15 protein-coding genes and 1 pseudogene are annotated in these 16,278 nt (G+C 71.9%); 8 read left to right on the top strand and 8 right to left on the bottom strand.

What is annotated here, in order from left to right; all coding sequences use genetic code 11:
- Positions 1 to 37 precede the first annotated feature (37 nt).
- From ACH4UM_RS04095 to ACH4UM_RS04085, 3 genes are all read left to right on the top strand, one after another.
- Positions 38 to 241 (top strand): hypothetical protein, encoded by a 204-nt coding sequence (locus ACH4UM_RS04095; protein WP_398173244.1) that lies wholly within the window; start codon positions 38 to 40, stop codon positions 239 to 241.
- A gap of 43 nt (positions 242 to 284) precedes the next feature.
- Entirely contained in the window at positions 285 to 1,646 is a 1,362-nt protein-coding gene (locus ACH4UM_RS04090; protein ID WP_398173242.1) for an FtsW/RodA/SpoVE family cell cycle protein, read from the top strand.
- Positions 1,647 to 1,714: 68 nt separating this feature from the next.
- Positions 1,715 to 3,184, top strand: a complete 1,470-nt coding sequence (locus ACH4UM_RS04085; RefSeq protein WP_398173240.1) for a peptidoglycan D,D-transpeptidase FtsI family protein — start codon at positions 1,715 to 1,717, stop codon at positions 3,182 to 3,184.
- A 227-nt stretch (positions 3,185 to 3,411) separates the two neighbouring features.
- On the opposite strand, the pseudogene ACH4UM_RS04080 reads toward ACH4UM_RS04085, so the two are convergent.
- Positions 3,412 to 3,737 (bottom strand): annotated as a pseudogene (locus tag ACH4UM_RS04080) (Uma2 family endonuclease); the annotation flags it as partial.
- Positions 3,738 to 3,818: 81 nt separating this feature from the next.
- Positions 3,819 to 4,931, bottom strand: coding sequence for a ferritin-like domain-containing protein (locus tag ACH4UM_RS04075; RefSeq protein ID WP_398173238.1), 1,113 nt, complete (start codon positions 4,929 to 4,931; stop codon positions 3,819 to 3,821).
- A gap of 151 nt (positions 4,932 to 5,082) precedes the next feature.
- Here ACH4UM_RS04075 and ACH4UM_RS04070 point away from each other — a divergent pair, with 151 nt between their 5' ends.
- The 4 genes from ACH4UM_RS04070 to ACH4UM_RS04055 all read left to right on the top strand — a co-directional run bounded on the left by ACH4UM_RS04070 (position 5,083) and on the right by ACH4UM_RS04055 (position 8,485).
- Positions 5,083 to 6,021 (top strand): diiron oxygenase, encoded by a 939-nt coding sequence (locus ACH4UM_RS04070; RefSeq protein ID WP_398173236.1) that lies wholly within the window; start codon positions 5,083 to 5,085, stop codon positions 6,019 to 6,021.
- 188 nt (positions 6,022 to 6,209) lie between these two features.
- The gene (locus tag ACH4UM_RS04065) at positions 6,210 to 6,869 is read left to right on the top strand and encodes a TetR/AcrR family transcriptional regulator (protein ID WP_398173234.1); all 660 of its coding nucleotides are present in this window, start codon (positions 6,210 to 6,212) and stop codon (positions 6,867 to 6,869) included.
- Positions 6,870 to 6,879: 10 nt separating this feature from the next.
- Positions 6,880 to 7,263, top strand: coding sequence for a hypothetical protein (locus ACH4UM_RS04060; protein WP_398173232.1), 384 nt, complete (start codon positions 6,880 to 6,882; stop codon positions 7,261 to 7,263).
- A gap of 103 nt (positions 7,264 to 7,366) precedes the next feature.
- Entirely contained in the window at positions 7,367 to 8,485 is a 1,119-nt protein-coding gene (locus ACH4UM_RS04055; protein WP_398173230.1) for an NlpC/P60 family protein, read from the top strand.
- Positions 8,486 to 8,645: 160 nt separating this feature from the next.
- On the opposite strand, the gene ACH4UM_RS04050 is transcribed toward ACH4UM_RS04055, so the two are convergent.
- Genes ACH4UM_RS04050 through ACH4UM_RS04030 form a run of 5 tightly spaced genes read right to left on the bottom strand, consistent with a single transcriptional unit; the run spans position 8,646 to position 14,305 of the window.
- The gene (locus ACH4UM_RS04050) at positions 8,646 to 9,908 is read right to left on the bottom strand and encodes a styrene monooxygenase/indole monooxygenase family protein (protein ID WP_398173228.1); all 1,263 of its coding nucleotides are present in this window, start codon (positions 9,906 to 9,908) and stop codon (positions 8,646 to 8,648) included.
- A 57-nt stretch (positions 9,909 to 9,965) separates the two neighbouring features.
- Positions 9,966 to 10,604, bottom strand: coding sequence for a GTP-binding protein (locus ACH4UM_RS04045; RefSeq protein ID WP_398173226.1), 639 nt, complete (start codon positions 10,602 to 10,604; stop codon positions 9,966 to 9,968).
- A complete protein-coding gene (locus ACH4UM_RS04040; RefSeq protein ID WP_398173614.1) occupies positions 10,585 to 11,007 on the bottom strand; it encodes a DUF742 domain-containing protein in 423 nt (140 codons plus the stop codon). The genes ACH4UM_RS04045 and ACH4UM_RS04040 overlap by 20 nt, the downstream gene beginning before the upstream one ends.
- Positions 11,008 to 11,015: 8 nt before the next feature.
- Positions 11,016 to 11,519, bottom strand: coding sequence for a roadblock/LC7 domain-containing protein (locus tag ACH4UM_RS04035; protein WP_398173224.1), 504 nt, complete (start codon positions 11,517 to 11,519; stop codon positions 11,016 to 11,018).
- Complete coding sequence (locus ACH4UM_RS04030) at positions 11,516 to 14,305, bottom strand: nitrate- and nitrite sensing domain-containing protein (protein WP_398173222.1); 2,790 nt, start codon at positions 14,303 to 14,305, stop codon at positions 11,516 to 11,518. Before ACH4UM_RS04030 ends, ACH4UM_RS04035 begins: the two co-directional genes overlap by 4 nt.
- Before the next feature lie 415 nt (positions 14,306 to 14,720).
- On the opposite strand from ACH4UM_RS04030, the gene ACH4UM_RS04025 reads away from it, so the two are divergent.
- On the top strand, positions 14,721 to 15,509 hold the full coding sequence (locus ACH4UM_RS04025) for a hypothetical protein (RefSeq protein ID WP_398173220.1): 789 nt from the start codon (positions 14,721 to 14,723) through the stop codon (positions 15,507 to 15,509).
- A 128-nt stretch (positions 15,510 to 15,637) separates the two neighbouring features.
- Here the strand turns inward: ACH4UM_RS04025 and ACH4UM_RS04020 are convergent, their stop codons facing one another.
- Positions 15,638 to 16,129, bottom strand: a complete 492-nt coding sequence (locus ACH4UM_RS04020; RefSeq protein WP_398173218.1) for a MarR family winged helix-turn-helix transcriptional regulator — start codon at positions 16,127 to 16,129, stop codon at positions 15,638 to 15,640.
- Between the last annotated feature and the right edge of the window lie 149 nt (positions 16,130 to 16,278).

The raw sequence follows: 16,278 nt of genomic DNA, 5'->3' as shown, positions 1-16,278 counted from the left end.
GTCGAGGACGCGTCGATCCCAGCGGGCGGTCAATCGGATGTGCCCCCTGCACACCCGGCCGGACCGGGGCAGCAGGGCTCTGCGGATCGCCCGGCCGGGTGAGGTGGTGTGGATCCACTGCAGGACGGTGGGCCGGGACGTGCGCGGCGACCGCCTGTGGAACCTGCTCGCGGGCCGCACCTGGGCATGGGCCCCGGCGCGCTTCGTCCACACCCTCGGGTTTCCGCCACGCTGGTGCTGATCCCCAGGGGGGACAAGGCGCCTGTTTTAGGTAGGTTCCGGACATGACCAAGGTCGGAACCACCGTGGCAGCGGCGGACCCGCCCACGCCCACCGCCCGCCTCCCCCGGCGCCGCGGCGTCGAACTCGCCCTCATCGTCGTCGCCGTCCTGCTGTCCGTGTACGGCTACTGTGCCGTGGGACTGGCGAGGTACGGCACCGTTCCGCCCGGCGCCGCCGGTTACGGAGCCGGGCTGGGCGTGCTGGCGCTGCTCGCGCACGGCGCGGTGCGGCTACGGGCGCCGTACGCCGATCCGCTGCTGCTGCCCATCGGGGTACTGCTCAACGGGCTGGGCCTGGTGCTGATCTACCGGCTCGACCTGGAGACACCGGGCGACCGGGCAGCGCCCATCCAGCTGGTGTGGTCCACGCTGGGCGTGGCGCTGTTCATCCTCGTGGTGCTCGTACTGCGCGACTACCGCTGGCTGCAGCGCTACTCCTACGTCTGTGTCGTCGCCGCGCTCGCGCTGCTCACGCTGCCCATCCTCTTCCCCGCCGTGAACGGCGCCCGCATCTGGATCCGGCTCGGCGGCCTCTCCTTCCAGCCGGGCGAGTTCGCGAAGGTGCTGCTGGCGGTGTTCTTCGCCGCGTACCTGGCCGCCAACCGCAGCGCTCTGGCGTTCACCGGCCGCCGGGTGTGGCGGCTCGAGATGCCCACCGGCCGGGTGCTCGGCCCGGTGGTGGCGATCTGGCTGCTGAGCGTCGGCGTCCTGGTCCTGGAACGGGACCTGGGGACCTCGCTGCTGTTCTTCGGGATCTTCGTCGTCCTGCTCTACGTCGCCACCGGGCGCACCGGCTGGATCGCGGTCGGGCTGCTGCTGGCGGCGGCGGGGGCGGTCGCCGTCGGCTGGCTGGAGCCGCATGTGCACAGCCGGATCGGGGAGTGGCTGCACCCGTTCGCGTCCATCGAGGCGGGCCGGGGTCCGGGCCAGGTGGCCCAGTCGCTGTTCTCGTTCGCGGCGGGCGGGGTGCTCGGCGCCGGGCTCGGCCTTGGCCACTCGGTCCTCGTGGGCTTCGCGGTCAAGTCGGACTTCATCCTGGCGACCGCCGGGGAGGAGCTGGGGCTGGCCGGGCTGTGCGCGGTGTTCCTGCTGTACGCGCTGCTGGTCGAGCGCGGCTACCGGGCGGGACTTGCCCTGCGCGACCCCTTCGGCCGGCTGCTCGCGGTCGGGCTGGCCTCGATCGTGGCCCTGCAGGTGTTCGTGATCGCGGGCGGCGTGACCGGCCTGATCCCGCTGACCGGCATGGCGATGCCGTTCCTGGCGCAGGGCGGCTCGTCGGTGGTGACCAACTGGGCGATCGTGGCGCTGCTGATCCGGGTGAGCCATGTGGCGCGCCGGCAGTACGACGGGAAGGTGGCGCCGTGAGCCGCCGGGAGAACGCGGGAGGGCGGCGCCGTGAGCCGTAGGCAGAACGCCGGGAAGGAGGGCGTCCGTTGACCCGGTACATCCGGCATGCCGCCGCGTTCTGCGTGCTGCTGCTGGGGGCCCTGCTGGTGAACACGGCCTGGCTCCAGGTCCTCCAGGCCCGGTCCTACCGCAACAACCCGGCCAACCGCCGTCCCACCATCGCCCGTTACCAGCGGCCGCGCGGCGAGATCATGGTCGGCGGCCGGCCGGTCACCGGTTCCAGGGACACCCGCGAGCAGCTGCGCTACGAACGGACGTACGCGAACGGGCCGTTGTACGCGCCGGTCACCGGGTTCGCCTCGCAGCGGTACGGAACGACGTTCCTGGAGCACGCCGAGGACAAGGTGCTCTCGGGCACGGACCCGATGCTCTCGGCGTTTCCGCTGTGGAACGACTTCACCCGGGCGCGGAGCCCGGGCGGCAACGTGGTGACGACCCTCGACCCGGCCGCTCAGCAGGCGGCGTTCACCAGGCTCGGCACCCGCAAGGGGGCGGTCGTGGCGGTCGAGCCGACGACGGGCCGGATCCTGGTGCTGGCGTCCACGCCGTCGTACGACCCGGCGGAACTGTCCGGGAACGGGCCGGCGGCGAGGGCGGCCTGGGCACGGCTGAACGACGATCCGGAGCAGCCGATGCTGAACCGGGCGGTGCGGCAGACCTATCCGCCGGGTTCGACCTTCAAGGTCATCACCGCGGCGGCGGCGCTGGACGCGGGCGTGGTGACGGACCTCGACGCGCGGACCGACTCGCCGGACCCGTACCGGCTGCCCGGCACGAACACGAGCCTGGCGAACGAGGCCGACGGATGCCGGAACGCGTCCCTGCGGTACGCCTTCAAGTGGTCGTGCAACACGGTGTTCGCCAAGCTGGCCGTGGACGTGGGCGTGGACGGCATGCGGGCCGCCGCGCGGAGTTTCGGCTTCAACGACAAGGGACTGAGGATCCCCTTCTCGGTCTCACCGAGCACCTTCGACTCGCACCTGGACCGGGCACAGCTGGCGATGTCGTCCATCGGGCAGTACAACACGCGGGCGACGCCGCTGGAGATGGCGATGGTGGCTGCCGCGGTCTCGAACGGCGGGCAGGTGCGGTCGCCGTATCTGGTGGAGCGCACGACGCTCCGGAGCGGGGGGACGGTGTCGGCGGCCGGTTCACGGCCGCTGCGGCAGGTGATGCGTCCGACGACGGCGGTACGGCTGCGGGAGCTGATGCGCGACGTGGTCACCGACGGCACCGGCCGCAACGCCGCCATCCCCGGCGCCACCGTGGGCGGCAAGACCGGCACCGCCCAGCACGGCGTCGGCAACGCCGGTACCCCCTACGCCTGGTTCGTCTCCTGGGCGCAGGGCGATCAGGACATGGACCCGAGGGTCGCGGTCGCCGTGGTCGTGGAGGACGCGTCGGCGCGGCGCGGGGACATCAGCGGAGGCGGTACGGCGGCGCCGATCGCCAAGGCGGTGATGGAGGCGGTGCTGCACTCGCCGCCGGCGAGGTGACGCGGGTCGGGGCCCCAGCCGGGTGAGACGGGGGGACCGTCCGCAGAGGGGACAGAACCAGCGTTCGGATACGACGGCTGCCACCGCGTACGAACCCGCCCAGGTCAAGGCCGCCTCAAAGCCCTCTGGACACCGCAGTTGGAGGAATCCGCCGACACGGTCGGCCGAGTTCCAAGGCCGGCATCGGGAGATGCCGGCCCTGGGCAGGGAGTGGTATTGGAGTGGTGCCAGGTCTGGTGCGGGCCGGTGTCGGCGTCCGCGCGGTGCACCAGCACGTCGGGCTCCGGCCGCTCGCGTCGGTCGAGCTCGACGCCGAACTCCCGGTCGACGTCGTACGCGTCGGGCGCCTGGCCGAGCAGGGCGTACTCCAGAGGCCGGATCATAAGTAGGTGAAAGCGGGTCTGCGGCCCACGAAGACGAGGCTCCCGTCGATCAGCTCCGTGTGCGGAGGAAGGTTCGGGAGCGGGTCCAGGTCGTCCGCCGTCCAGCCGCCACCCGGCGGACGGGGCCACTCGTAGTGCTCGTCCAGCCCGTAGTCGCGTGCGGCGCTCATGATTGCTCCCATGCGGCCGGAGTCCGCCTGGTACGGCCGGCGTTCCCAGGTGCACATGCCGATCGCCCCGCGATGGAGTGATCACCCGGAGAGGCGCTGGCCCTCCTCGATGGTCTCCTCCACCTCCGCCACCCGCTCCCGTTCCTCCGCCGCGAAGCGCTCGGCGTCCAGCTTCTCCGCGATCTCCTCGTCCTGGGCCATGAGGAGGTCGAGGCTGGAGTTGCCCATCTCGAAGACGCCCATGCCGACGTAGGCCTGCTGGAGGCGTTTGCCCCACAGGCCGATGTCCCTGACGCAGGGGACGATGCGGCTGAACAGCAACTGACGGAAGAGCCGGAGGAATTCGGACCGCTCGCTCAGCTCCTCGGCCTCGGCCCGGGGGATGCCGAAGTTCTCCAGGACCTCGACCCCGCGCAGGCGGTCGCGCATCAAGTAGCAGCCCTCGATGACGAATTCCTCGCGCTCGCGCAACTCGGCGTCGGTGAGCTGCTGGTAGTAGTCGCGCAGGGCCATGCGGCCGAAGGCCACGTGCCGGGCCTCGTCCTGCATGACGTAGGCCAGGATCTGCCTGGGCAGGGGCTTGTCGGTGGTGTCGCGGATCATGCCGAAGGCGGCGAGCGCCAGGCCCTCGATCAGAACCTGCATGCCGAGGTACGGCATGTCCCAGCGGCTGTCGCGGAGGGTGTCGCCGAGGAGGGACTGGAGGTTGTCGTTGATCGGGTAGACCATCCCGATCTTCTCGTGCAGGAAGCGGCCGTAGATCTCGGCGTGCCGGGCCTCGTCCATGGTCTGGGTGGCCGAGTAGAACTTGGCGTCCAGGTCGGGGACGGACTCCACGATCCGCGCGGCGCAGATCATCGCACCCTGCTCGCCGTGCAGGAACTGGCTGAACTGCCAGGACGCGAAGTGCTGCCGCAGGTCGCCCTTGTCGCGGTCGGTCAGCTTCGCCCAGTAGGGCGTCCCGTAGAGGGTCATCGCCTCGTCCGGGGTGCCGAGCGGGTCGCAGGGGTCGACCTCCAGCTCCCAGTCGATCCGCTTCTGCCCGTCCCACTGCTTGTCCTTGCCCTTCTGGTACAGGGCGAGGAGGCGGTCACGTCCCTCGTCGTACTCCCAGCTGAAGCGGGCTGCGCCGGTCGCGGGAACCTGCCAGTGGGGGTCGCCTGGATTCCTGGCGTACAGGTCATAGGTCGGCATACCCGCAGGCTCACACGTAGACGCCGAGTCAACAAGTCATGTGCAAGGGATTGACGCACTTGCTGACAGGCAGTCTTATAAGAGGCGCACGACCTGACTCCAGAGTAACCAGCCAACCGGCCACAGACCTGTACGACGAGGTGGGACAGCCATGACGACCGTGACGGAAGCGGACGCGCTCGCCGGACTGCGCGACGCGCTCGGCCTGCTGAAGGACCGCGAGCAGGTGGCCGAGCGGCTGCTCGACTCTTCCGCCAGGCACTCCTTCGACCCGGACAAGGAGCTGGACTGGGACGCGCCCTTCGAGGAGGGCAAGTGGTTCTGGCCGCCGGAGCTCGTTTCGCTGTACGGCACGCCGCTGTGGAAGCGGATGAGCGAGGAGCAGCGGATCCTGCTCTCCCAGCACGAGGCCGCCGCGCTCGCCTCGCTCGGCATCTGGTTCGAGCTGATCCTGATGCAGCTGCTCGTCCGGCACATCTACGACAAGGCGGCCACGAGCGCACATGTGCGTTACGCCCTCACCGAGATCGAGGACGAGTGCCGGCACTCCAAGATGTTCGCCCGCGTGATCTCGCGCGGCGGGACGCCCTGGTACCCGGTCGGCCGCGCCCACCAGAACCTCGGTCGGCTGTTCAAGACGATCTCCACGACCCCCGGCTCGTTCACGGCGACGCTGCTCGGCGAGGAGGTCCTGGACTGGATGCAGCGGCTGACGTTCCCCGACGAGCGGGTGCAGCCGCTGATCCGGGGCGTCACGCGGATCCACGTGGTGGAGGAGGCACGGCATGTGCGGTACGCCCGCGAGGAGCTGCGCCGGCAGATGGTGACGGCACCGAAGTGGTCGCAGGAGTTCACCCGGGTCACCTCCGGCGAGTTCGCACGGGTCTTCTCGGTCGCCTTCGTCAATCCCGAGGTCTACACGAACGTCGGCCTGGACAGGCGGGAGGCCATGGCGCAGGTGAAGGCGAGCGGGCACCGGCGGGAGGTCATGCAGACGGGAGCCAAGCGGCTCACCGACTTCCTGGACGACATCGGGGTGCTGCGGGGCGTCGGCCGGCGGCTGTGGAAGTCGTCGGGCCTGCTGGCCTGAACCCTGCCCCACCCGGCGACGGGACCGTGCACGGGCCGGTGGCTCCCACGATGCCCGGGCCGCCGGCCTCGGCCCGTACCCACGGCCCGGTGTGCCGGTGACGGCGGCGGGAGCCGGCCGGGCGGGCTCGCGGGGAGCGGGGATGCGGCGCAGGCAGGACGCCGCGGTGAGCGATTACGCTGCCGGGCATGAGCCCTGCCGCGTCCACCCCCGCCTACCGCCGCCTCAGCGTCGAGGAGCGGCGTGCGCAGCTGCTCGAGGCGGCGCTGTCCCTCTTCGCGCACCGGGTGCCCGAGGAGGTGTCGCTGGACGACGTCGCGGAGGCGGCCGGGGTGTCGCGGCCGCTGGTGTACCGGTACTTCCCCGGCGGCAAGCAGCAGCTGTACGAGGCCGCACTGCGCTCCGCCGCCGAGGAGCTGCGGCGCTGCTTCGACGAGCCGCAGGAAGGGCCGCTCCTCCCCCGTCTCGCCCGCGCCCTGGACCGCTATCTGACGTTCGTCGACGAACACGACGCCGGGTTCACCGCGCTGCTCCAGGGCGGCAGCGTCGTCGAGACCTCGCGGACGACCGCCATCGTGGACGGCGTGCGGCGGGCCGCCGCCGAGCGCATCCTCAGCCATCTGCAGGTCACCGACCCGGGGCCGCGGCTGCGCATGACCGTACGGATGTGGATCACGGCCGTGGAGGCCGCCTCCCTGATCTGGCTCGACGAGGGCAAGCAGCCGCCGGTGGAGGAGCTGCGGGACTGGCTGGTGGAGCAGTTCGTGGCCGTGCTGTCGGTGACCGCCGCCCGGGACGCGCAGACCGCCGCGCTGGTGGAGCGTGTGCTGTCGGCGGCGGATGGCTGACACTGGTGCCGTGAAGAGTCAGGACACCCCCTTCGAGGGCGGCCCCATGGACGGCCGGGTGCTGCCCGTGCTGCTGGGGCCCACCGGGCATCCGCCCAAGACGTACCGCATCCCCGTCCCGGACGCGGCCGGCGGCCCGCCGACCGTGCTGGTGTACCGGCGGGTGCCGCGCGGGCACAGCAAGCGGCTCGGCGTGCCGCAGGGGTGGAAGTACGAGTTCGACCCCGAGGGGAAGAAGGGCGGCGGACGGCTCGGATGGCCGTGGCTGAAGCCGGGGCCCAGGCCCGAGCCCGGGCACGAGGCCGAGCGCGAGTCCGGGCACGAGGCCGGTTCCCGGCCCGACGCCGGGCCCGGTGCCGGGCCGGGCGGCAAGCCGGGTGACACCGACGGGTGACCGCGTTGCGCCGCATGGCGCACAACGGGGACACGAATCGGTCCGTACGTCGAATCCTCACGGTGTGGAGCGGAAAGGCCGCGCCCGCACCGGAGGTGATGACGTGTCAGGAAGAGTGCCGCGTCTGGTGTGCACGGCGGCGGTGGCGGCACAGGCCGCCCTCGCACCGGTCTGTGCCGTGGCCGCGCCCGGGCGCCCGGAGCCCGGACCGGTGTCCGTGGCCGCGCAGCTGACGCGACTTCAGAAGCTGTACCGGCAGGCCGAGCAGGCCACCGAGACCTACGACGCCGCCGCCGAGCAGCTGAAGCAGCAACGCGCCGAGGTGGAACGGCTGGACGCCGCCCTCGCCCGCGCCCGGCTCGCCCTGCACGACAGCCGTGCGGCCGCGGGACAGCTGGCCAGGCAGCAGTACCAGGGCGGCAGCGGTCTCTCCCCCTACGTGCGGCTGCTGCTGGCCCGCGATCCGCAGCACGCCCTGGACGAGGGGCACATGCTCGGGCAGCTGGCGCGCGAGCGGGCCGAAACGGTGAGGCGTCTGACAGGCAGCGAGAAGAAGGCGGACGACCTCGCCCGCAAGGCCCGCAAGGCGCTCGACACCCGGCTCGCCCTCGTCCGGCGGCAGCAGCGGGCCCGGGACGACGTGCGGGGACGGCTGCACGACGTGGAGCGGCTGCTCTCCTCCCTCAGCGCGGCGCAACTGGCGGCGCTCACCGAGTTCGAGAAGATCGGGAACGCCGAGGCGCAGCGCAGGTTCCTGGCCTCCGGGGCGCTCGGCGACGGCACCGCCCGGCCGACCGAGGAGGGCGACCGGGCCGTGCGCTACGCGGTGGACCAGCTGGGCAAGCCCTACCAGTGGGGAGCCGCGGGCCCGAAGGCGTACGACTGCTCGGGGCTGACCTCGCGGGCCTGGGGGCAGGCCGGAACACCGATCCCCCGCACCAGCCAGCAGCAGTGGGCCCTGCTGAAGCACGTACCGCTGAAGGAGCTGCGGCCGGGCGACCTGGTCGTCTACTTCCCCCAGGCCACCCATGTCGCGCTCTACCTCGGCGACGGCATGGTGGTGCAGGCCCCACGGCCCGGCGCGAAGGTGAAGGTGTCACCCGTCGCGGCCAACCCGGTGCTGGGTGCCGTGCGACCCGACCCGGGCGGGAAGCCGCTGCGGCGGTACGCGCCGCCGAGGCTCCCCGAGAATGCCCTGGGCACGCGGAACGCGGACCGCTAGTGCTGTGGCCGGAAAGGTTTGCCGGAAAGCTCGCGGCGTCCGGTGCGGTGCATCGCAAGGCGGAGCACCGCCCGCGTACCGGACGTACTCGGGTGATGCGACAACGCGGCGAGGTCCCGTACCGGGCGCCGCGAGCCGGTGAACCTTTCCGGCCGCAGCACTAGGCGGCCGGCGCCCCGGCCACCTCGGCCAGGTAGGCCTGGGTCTTGTCCGGCTCGTAGAAGAAGTTCTCGAAGTCGGCCGGGTCGTTGAAGGCGTTGGCGAAGCGGTCGGCGACCGGCTGGAGCTGGCCCGCGGCGCCGATGAGGTTCAGGATGTGCTCCGGCGGCGGGGCCAGCATCGCGTTCGTCCACTTGGTGACGTGCTGGGCGGTGGCCCAGTAGCGGTCGAAGGTCTGCTGCATCCACTCCTCGTCGAACGGCTTGTCGCCGTGCTCGAGGATCGACGCCAGGTACGCGGCTGCGCACTTGGAGGCCGAGTTGGAGCCCTGGCCGGTGATCGGGTCGTTGGCGACGACGACGTCCGCGACGCCGAGCACCAGGCCGCCGCCGGGCAGCCGGCCGATCGGCTTGCGCACGGTCGGGGCGTAGCGGCCGGCCAGCGTGCCGCCGGCGTCGGTGAGCTCGACGTCCCTGGCCCGGTCGTACTCCCAGGGCAGGAACTTCTTCATCAGCTCCAGGGTCAGGGAGAGGTGCTGCACCGGGTCCTTGACGCCGTTGAAGACGTCGAGCGGGCCGCCGGGGACGCCCTCCCAGAAGAGGATGTCCGCGCGGCCGGAGACGGTGTACGTCGGCATGATGAACATCTCGCCGACGCCGGGCACCAGGTTGCAGCGGACCGCCTCGTGCTCCGGGTGCTCCGGGCGCGGGCCCAGCCCGTGCACATAGGCCACCGCCAGCGCGCGCTGCGGCTCGCTGTACGGGGAGCGGGCGGCGTCGCGCTCGAACATCGACACCAGCTCGCCCTTGCCCGCCGAGACCAGCACGAGGTCGTAGGCCCGGGAGAAGTAGTCGAGGTCGCCGACCGCCGCGCCGTGGATGACCAGCTGGCCGCCGCGCTGCGCGAACGTCTCCATCCAGCCGGCCATCTTCACCCGCTGGTCGACCGACTGCGCGTACCCGTCGAGCCTGCCCACCCAGTCGATCGCGCGCTGGGAGGGGCCCGGGTCGAAGGAGCCGGGGGCGGCGACCGAGACGCCGAGTCCCTCGATCCTCGGAGCCTGCGACTCCCAGAAGTTCAGCTGCAGGTCACGCTCGTGCTGCAGGGCGGTGTGGAACATGCACTGCGTCGACATGACCCGGCCGGAACGGATCTCGTCCGCCGTCCGGTTGGACATCAGGGTGACCTCGTACCCCTTGGACTGGAGGCCGAGGGCGAGCTGGAGACCGGACTGACCGGCCCCCACGACGAGTATCTTCCGCATGCGGGTGCTGCCTCCTACGACTTCTGGACTACTCGCTGGACTTCTCGGGGACCCTTCCTACTCGGGGGTCTCCTCGAGTGCGTGGGCCACGAGGGCCAGCAGGGTCTCGATCACCGAGATCCGGCCTCGCGCGTCCATGATCATGACAGGTATGTGCGGAGGGACGGTGAGCGCCTCCCGCACGTCCTCCGGCTCGAACAGCTCACTGCCGTCGAAGTGGTTGACCGCGACGACGTACGGCAGCCCGCAGCTCTCGAAGTAGTCCAGCGCCGGGAAACAGTCCTTCAGCCGGCGGGTGTCGGCCAGCACTACGGCGCCGATCGCGCCGCGCACCAGGTCGTCCCACATGAACCAGAACCGCTGCTGGCCGGGTGTGCCGAACAGATAGAGCACCAGGTCGTCGTCGAGCGTGATGCGGCCGAAGTCCATGGCCACCGTGGTGGTCAGCTTCCCCGGCGTGGCGGTGAGGTCGTCGGTCTCCTCACTGGCCTCGGTCATCAGCGCCTCGGTCTGCAGGGGCGTGATCTCCGAGACGGCGGTGACCAGCGTGGTCTTGCCGACGCCGAAGCCGCCGGCCACCACTATCTTCGTGGCGATCGGGGCGCGGGTGCGGTCCGTCTGCCAGGGCGGCAGGGTCTCGTCGGGCTCGACGAGCGGGGAGACGCCGCGGGCGGCGTCAGAGACGGCGGAGTCCACTCAGCACCCTTTCCAGCAGAGCGCGGTCCGGTCGGCCGGTGCCGTGACCGGTTCCGGTTCCGTACACACGGATCTTTCCCTGGTCCGCGAGGTCGCTCAGGAGCACGCGGACCACACCGAGCGGCATCTTCAGCAGCGCGGCGATCTCGGCCACCGTGCGCATCCGGCGGCACAGTTCGACGATGGCCCGCATCTCCGGCATCACCCGGGCGGTGAGGGAACCATTCGTCAGTTCCTTGCGCTCCTCCGCGGCCTCCAGCGCGGCCGTGCTGCCGACGAACGTCTCCACGAGGAGGACGTGACCGAAGCGGGTACGGCCGCCGGTGAGCGAGTAGGGGCGGACGCGGGCGGGTTTGCGGTCCCCGCCGCGCACGGGGAGCTGATGTGTGGGCGTACCGCTCATCGCACTGCTCATCGGGCACTCCCCGCCGACTCGGACTCCAGGGACTTCCTCAGCTCGCTGCGGAGTTCGGGCGTCAGCACGTGCCCGGCACGGCCCACGAAGAGTGCCATGTGGTACGCCACCACGCTCATGTCGCACTCCGCGGAGCCGTGGACGCCGAGCAGCGAGCCGTCGCTGATGGACATCACGAACAGGCTGCCCTCGTCCATCGCGACCATCGTGTGCCTGACCGGACCGAAGTCCATCAGCCTGGCGGCGCCGACGGTCAGGCTGCCGATGCCGGAGACGATGGTGGCGAGGTCGGCGGAGGAGCCGCGCGGGCCGCTGCGGGTGACCTGCCGGGCTTCGCGGGCCTCTGCGTTGCGGCCGGGGTCGGAGGACAGGAGCAGGAGGCCGTCGGAGGAGACGACGGCAACCGACTGGATACCGGGTACCTCCTCGACGAGGTTGGTCAGCAGCCAGTGCAGGTTGCGGGCTTCACTGCTCAGTCCGAAGGTACTGGGCGCGGTCAACTGCTTGCCTCCTCGACTGTGCCCCCCGTGGTCTGGTCTGCGATTTCCGCCTCCACGTCGCGACGGCCGGCGTCGGCGCCGCGGCGGAAGCCGCCGAGGCGGCGGCGGAGGGCCTCGGCGTCCACCGAGCCGCTGCGCTGACGCGGAGCCTGGGTGGGGGCGGTGATTTTGGGAGTGCGCTTGGGCAGGCCCTTGGCGGTGACGGGTTCCTCTGCCCCGTCCGGGGTGCGCTGGTGCTCCGCCTCGGACTCGGTGCTGGAGATCTGCGGCAGCGGAGCGCCCCCGGCCGCCCCGGCCTCGCCGTCGACGGTCGCGCCGTGCGGCTGCGTCGGGTCCACTTCCCCCGCCTGGGACGGGAGCAGGAGCTCCATCGTCGTCTCGGCGGGGGACTCGGCGGGGGCCTTCGGTGCCGGTGCCTCTGCCGGTGCCCCGGCGGGTGGCTGCGGTGCCGGTGCCCCGGCGGGTGGCTGCGGTGCCGGTGCCCCGGCGGGTGGCTGCGGTGCCGGTGCCCCGGCGGGCGTCTCCGAGTGCCGTACCGCCTGCTCCGCCAGTGCCACCAGCGGGTCGCCGGGCTTCTGGCGGGCGTGCAGGACGTTGGAGTTGACCTCGGCGTCGGCACCGGGCAGGGAGAAGGTCTGGGTGCCTCCGTGGACCGGGCCGGAGACCGGGACGGCGGCGGCGGGCGCGGCGGCCAGCAACGGCTGGGGCACTACGACGACCGCCGCGATGCCGCCCTGCTTCTGCTCGCGCAGCTGCACACGCACGCCGTGCCGGTGGGCGAGACGGGCCACCACATACAGGCCGAGGCCCAGGCCGTCCTCGCCCTCCTGGTCGTAGGTGGCCTCCGGGTCGAAGGCGGCGAGGCGGGAGTTGAGGCGGGTCATCCGCTCGGTGGTCATGCCGATGCCCTCGTCCTGGACGGAGAGCATGACCTCGCCGTTCTCCAGCAGCCAGCCGGAGACCTCGACCGGCTGGTCGGGCGGGGAGAACGAGGTGGCGTTCTCCATCAGCTCGGCCAGCAGGTGGGAGAGGTCGTCGGCGGCGAAGCCCACAACATGTGCGTGCGGCGGCAGCGCGGCGATGCGGACGCGCTCGTAGCGCTCGATCTCGCTGACCGCCGCGCGGACGACGTCGACCAGCGGGACCGGCCCGGCGTGCTGCTGGACGTGCTCGGTGCCGGCCAGCACCAGGAGGTTCTCGCTGTGCCGGCGCATGACCGTGGCGAAGTGGTCGAGCTTGAAGAGGGTGGCGAGACGGTCGGGGTCCTGCTCGCGTTCCTCCAGGCCCTCGATGACGGCGAGCTGCCGCTCGACCAGGCCGAGGGTGCGCAGCGCCAGGCTGACGAAGGTGCCGCCGATGCTGGTGCGCAGCCGCTCCAGCTGGGCGGCGGAGGCGGCGAGTTCGGCGCGCAGCTCCTCGCGTGCCTCGGCCATCTTCTGGCGCTGGCCGACCAGGTGCTTGCGGTCGGCCTCGAGGGTGGCGACGCGCTCGGCGAGGGCGGCGGCCTGCGCGTGCAGGGTGTTGACGGAGCGGACGGCCTGGGCGAACTCGTCGTCGCGGCCGGTGAACCCGATCGGCTCCTCGGCCGTCGCGTCCGCGGCGCCGGCCAGCCTGGCCGAGCCCAGGCGGAGCACCGCGAGCGGGCGGGTCAGGGTGCGGGCCAGGGCGGTGGCGATGCCGATCGTGAGCAGCAGCAGGGCGCCGAGGAGGGCGATGCGGATCTCCAGCGCGGTGACGTCGTCGTCGCGGAGCGCCGCCAGGTCCTTGGTGCGGTGGTCGTAGAGCGAGGCCTCCGCGCCGCGCATCAGGTCGACGCGGGCGGAGAGGGCGGCGTCCACCTTCTTGGTGCTGGTGCCGAGATCGGAGTCGGAGAGCGTCGGCTGGTCGGTGAGCCTGCTCAGATAGCTCGCGGCGGAGTTGACCTCGGGCCCGGTGACGGTGGAGTCGTACGACGCGCGGGCCGCCTCGGGCGCGGTGTCGCGGAAGCCGGCCAGGGCGGCGTCGGAGCGCAGCCGGGCCTGCTGGGCTCCGGCGCTCAGCGCGTCGCGCTGCTTGGTGTTGGCGTCCGAGGACGTGCTGGTCGTGGTGGGCAGACCGGTGACGGGGTTGATCACGGTCTGCGTGGAGTGCGGCACGTTCAGGGCGGCGAGCAGCAGCCCGCGGGCGGCGGCGGCCTGCTCGACGGCGGTGTCGAGCTCGGCCAGGGCGTGGTCCCCGGAGCCGGCCCGCGGGGGTGTCTGCTCGGCCAGCTGTTCCGCCAGCTTGTGCAGTTCGGCTATGGCGGCGGAGTACGCCTGGTGGACCTGGAGCGCGGTGCTCTGCCCGGTGAGCGCGGCGCGGCGCACGGCGGCGATGCCGTCCAGGTCCGAGCGCAGCCAGGCCGGTGTGTCGGGGTCGGCGCGCAGCTCGTCGACCTGGCGGTCCACCCGGGTGCTGCGCTGCTCGGAGGGCGCCTTGGACTTGGGGCGGCCGGCGGCGACGTAGGAGGTGACCTCGTCGCGTTCGTCGGCGAGCGAGTGGGCGAGGGTGAGCGCGTCCTGGGTCTGCCCGGCGAGCGTCACCAGGTCCTGGGAGTCGCTCAGCTGCCCGGAGGCGGCGATCACGGAGGGGGCGCCGGCCCCGGCCACGGCGGCGGCCACCACGGCGACGGCGGCGATGAGTCGGTTGCGTACGTGGGTCGGACGGCCATTGCCGACAGGGGCCGCGGGGGGTGTGGCGGGCGTGGGCTCCGGTCCCCCTGCGGAGGCCGTCTGCTTGCCTGTGCGCCGAGGCCGCGTCTTCTGCACCGGTGCTCGCATTCCTGTACTCGTGTACTCATGGGCCCGGGTGGCGCCCCGTCAGCTGGTGCGACTGGCGTACACCCTCCCCCGAGCTCTCGACTTCGCTCGAGCAGGGGGGACCTTCATCGGTTCCCGACCCTCCCAGTGCCGGTGGGCAGTGGTCCCGCATCGTCCGACCGGCCACCCGAAGGAGTGAACATCGGAGATGAGTTGGCGGGCAAGTTCCTCCGGCGCGTGCGACGCCCCCCTGCGGCGGGCCGGTTGGACGTCGGCGGCAGGCTTTGGCAGTATTCGCCACCACGCCTTGCCGGAGCCCGCCATTCCATCCCAAAACAGGCGGCTGACCTGGGTCGCTGCGTCAATTCCTGGTCAATTGACAGCCTTTCGCAAACCTTGTGAAGGGCTCGTGCAGACTGGCCGGATGCGCACTGAAGTTGTTTCGGAGCCCGGCCATCCGGACCGCCCCAACGAGGACTTCGCGAGTATCGGACTACCCGCCGTTGGGCAGGGCGGTTGCCTTGTCGTCCTGGACGGGGTGACACCACCGAGGACCGGCACGGGGTGTCTGCATTCGATCCCCTGGTTCACCGCCCGACTCGGCGGCGCATTGACCGAACTGACCGTTTCCTGCGGAGATCTGACGCTGCCGGAGATTCTCTCGCGCGCGATTGCCCGAACCGCCGAGGCACACGCGATCACTTGTGACCTTTCTCACCCGCGAACGCCTCAGGCAACCGTCGTCCTGGCCCGCTGGTCGGCGGAAACGGTCGAGTACCTGGTCCTGTCCGACTCGGCTCTCCTGCTGGAGTCCCCCGCCGGCCCGGTCACCCCCGTCCTGGACGACCGCCTGGCCCGCCTGCCCCGGGCCTCGCTCGCCACCGACGCGCTCATCGACGCCGAGATCCGCAACAAGGAGGGCGGCTTCTTCACCGCGGCGGCCGACCCGTCGGTGGCGGACCGGGCCGTGACGGGCACCGTGCCGCGCCACGAGGTCCGCGCCCTGGCCGCGCTGACGGACGGGGCCGCGCGGTGGGTGGAGAAGTTCCACGAGGGCGACTGGGCGCAGTGTCTCGGTCTGCTGCGGAAGGAGGGCGCACGGGCGCTCGTGGACCGTGTACGCGCCCGGGAGGCGGCCGACCGGGAGGAGCGGACGTACCTGGGGCGGAGCAAGACGCACGACGACGCGACGGTGGTATTCGCGGAACTCTGAGACACACGGCGGGAGGCGGGCCACGGCGCCGGGGCCGTGGCCCGGGGAGCGGGAATCGGGCCGGGGAGCGAGAAGCGGGCCGGGGCCGGGGAAGCGGACCGGGACCAGGAAAGCGGGCCAGGCGCGGGTTACTTCTCCATGACTCCGTTCAGCTCGTGCAGCAGGCGGGCCAGTTCGGACACCTCGCGGCGGTCCCAGTGGGCGAGCTGGCTGACGTAGCGGGCCCGGCGGGCCTCGCGGACCTGGCCGACGCGGCGGCGGCCGTCCTCGGTGAGGGCCACCAGCCAGGCCCGGCCGTCCGCGGGGTCCGGTTCCCGGGCGACGAGGCCGAGTTGCTCCAGGGCGCGCAGCTGGCGGGACATGGTGGCCTTGCCGACGCCGATGTACGCGGCGAGACCCGTGGCACGCTGGCTGCCGCACTCGTCCAGCCGGACCAGCAGTCCGTACGCGGCGGACTCGAGGTCCGGGTGGACCTCGCGGGCCATCTCGCCCTGACTGGCCCGTGCCCGGCGCAGCAGCACCGTCAGTTCCCGCTCCAGGGACAGGAACTCGCGGTCCACACCACCGGGCGACATACCGGGTGCGGCCTCACGTCCGTCGCCGTTCGCGTCTTCGTGCACGTCAGCCCCTGCCTCGAGTTTTCCCGGTACTGAAAGTTTCCGCCAATCGCCGCCATCACCGCAGCTGAGTCAGTATTTCGCAGGCGTAGACCAACGGCAGCCTCCGGACCCCCTTCCCAGGGTCCGGTCTACGTGCGTAGCTTCCTCAT

It is taken from the genome of Streptomyces sp. NPDC020801 (assembly GCF_044334385.1).
Taxonomy (GTDB): domain Bacteria; phylum Actinomycetota; class Actinomycetes; order Streptomycetales; family Streptomycetaceae; genus Streptomyces.
This window is presented reverse-complemented; position numbering and strand designations above follow the sequence as displayed.

Excerpts from the sequence above, each read along its gene's own strand:
- ACH4UM_RS04050 (WP_398173228.1), bottom strand. The coding sequence starts at position 9,908 with ATGCGGAAGATACTCGTCGTGGGGGCCGGTCAGTCCGGTCTCCAGCTC.
- ACH4UM_RS04025 (WP_398173220.1), top strand. The coding sequence starts at position 14,721 with ATGCGCACTGAAGTTGTTTCGGAGCCCGGCCATCCGGACCGCCCCAAC.
- ACH4UM_RS04090 (WP_398173242.1), top strand. The coding sequence starts at position 285 with ATGACCAAGGTCGGAACCACCGTGGCAGCGGCGGACCCGCCCACGCCC.
- ACH4UM_RS04075 (WP_398173238.1), bottom strand. The coding sequence starts at position 4,931 with ATGCCGACCTATGACCTGTACGCCAGGAATCCAGGCGACCCCCACTGG.
- ACH4UM_RS04070 (WP_398173236.1), top strand. The coding sequence starts at position 5,083 with ATGACGACCGTGACGGAAGCGGACGCGCTCGCCGGACTGCGCGACGCG.
- ACH4UM_RS04040 (WP_398173614.1), bottom strand. The coding sequence starts at position 11,007 with ATGAGCGGTACGCCCACACATCAGCTCCCCGTGCGCGGCGGGGACCGC.
- ACH4UM_RS04095 (WP_398173244.1), top strand. The coding sequence starts at position 38 with ATGTGCCCCCTGCACACCCGGCCGGACCGGGGCAGCAGGGCTCTGCGG.
- ACH4UM_RS04065 (WP_398173234.1), top strand. The coding sequence starts at position 6,210 with ATGAGCCCTGCCGCGTCCACCCCCGCCTACCGCCGCCTCAGCGTCGAG.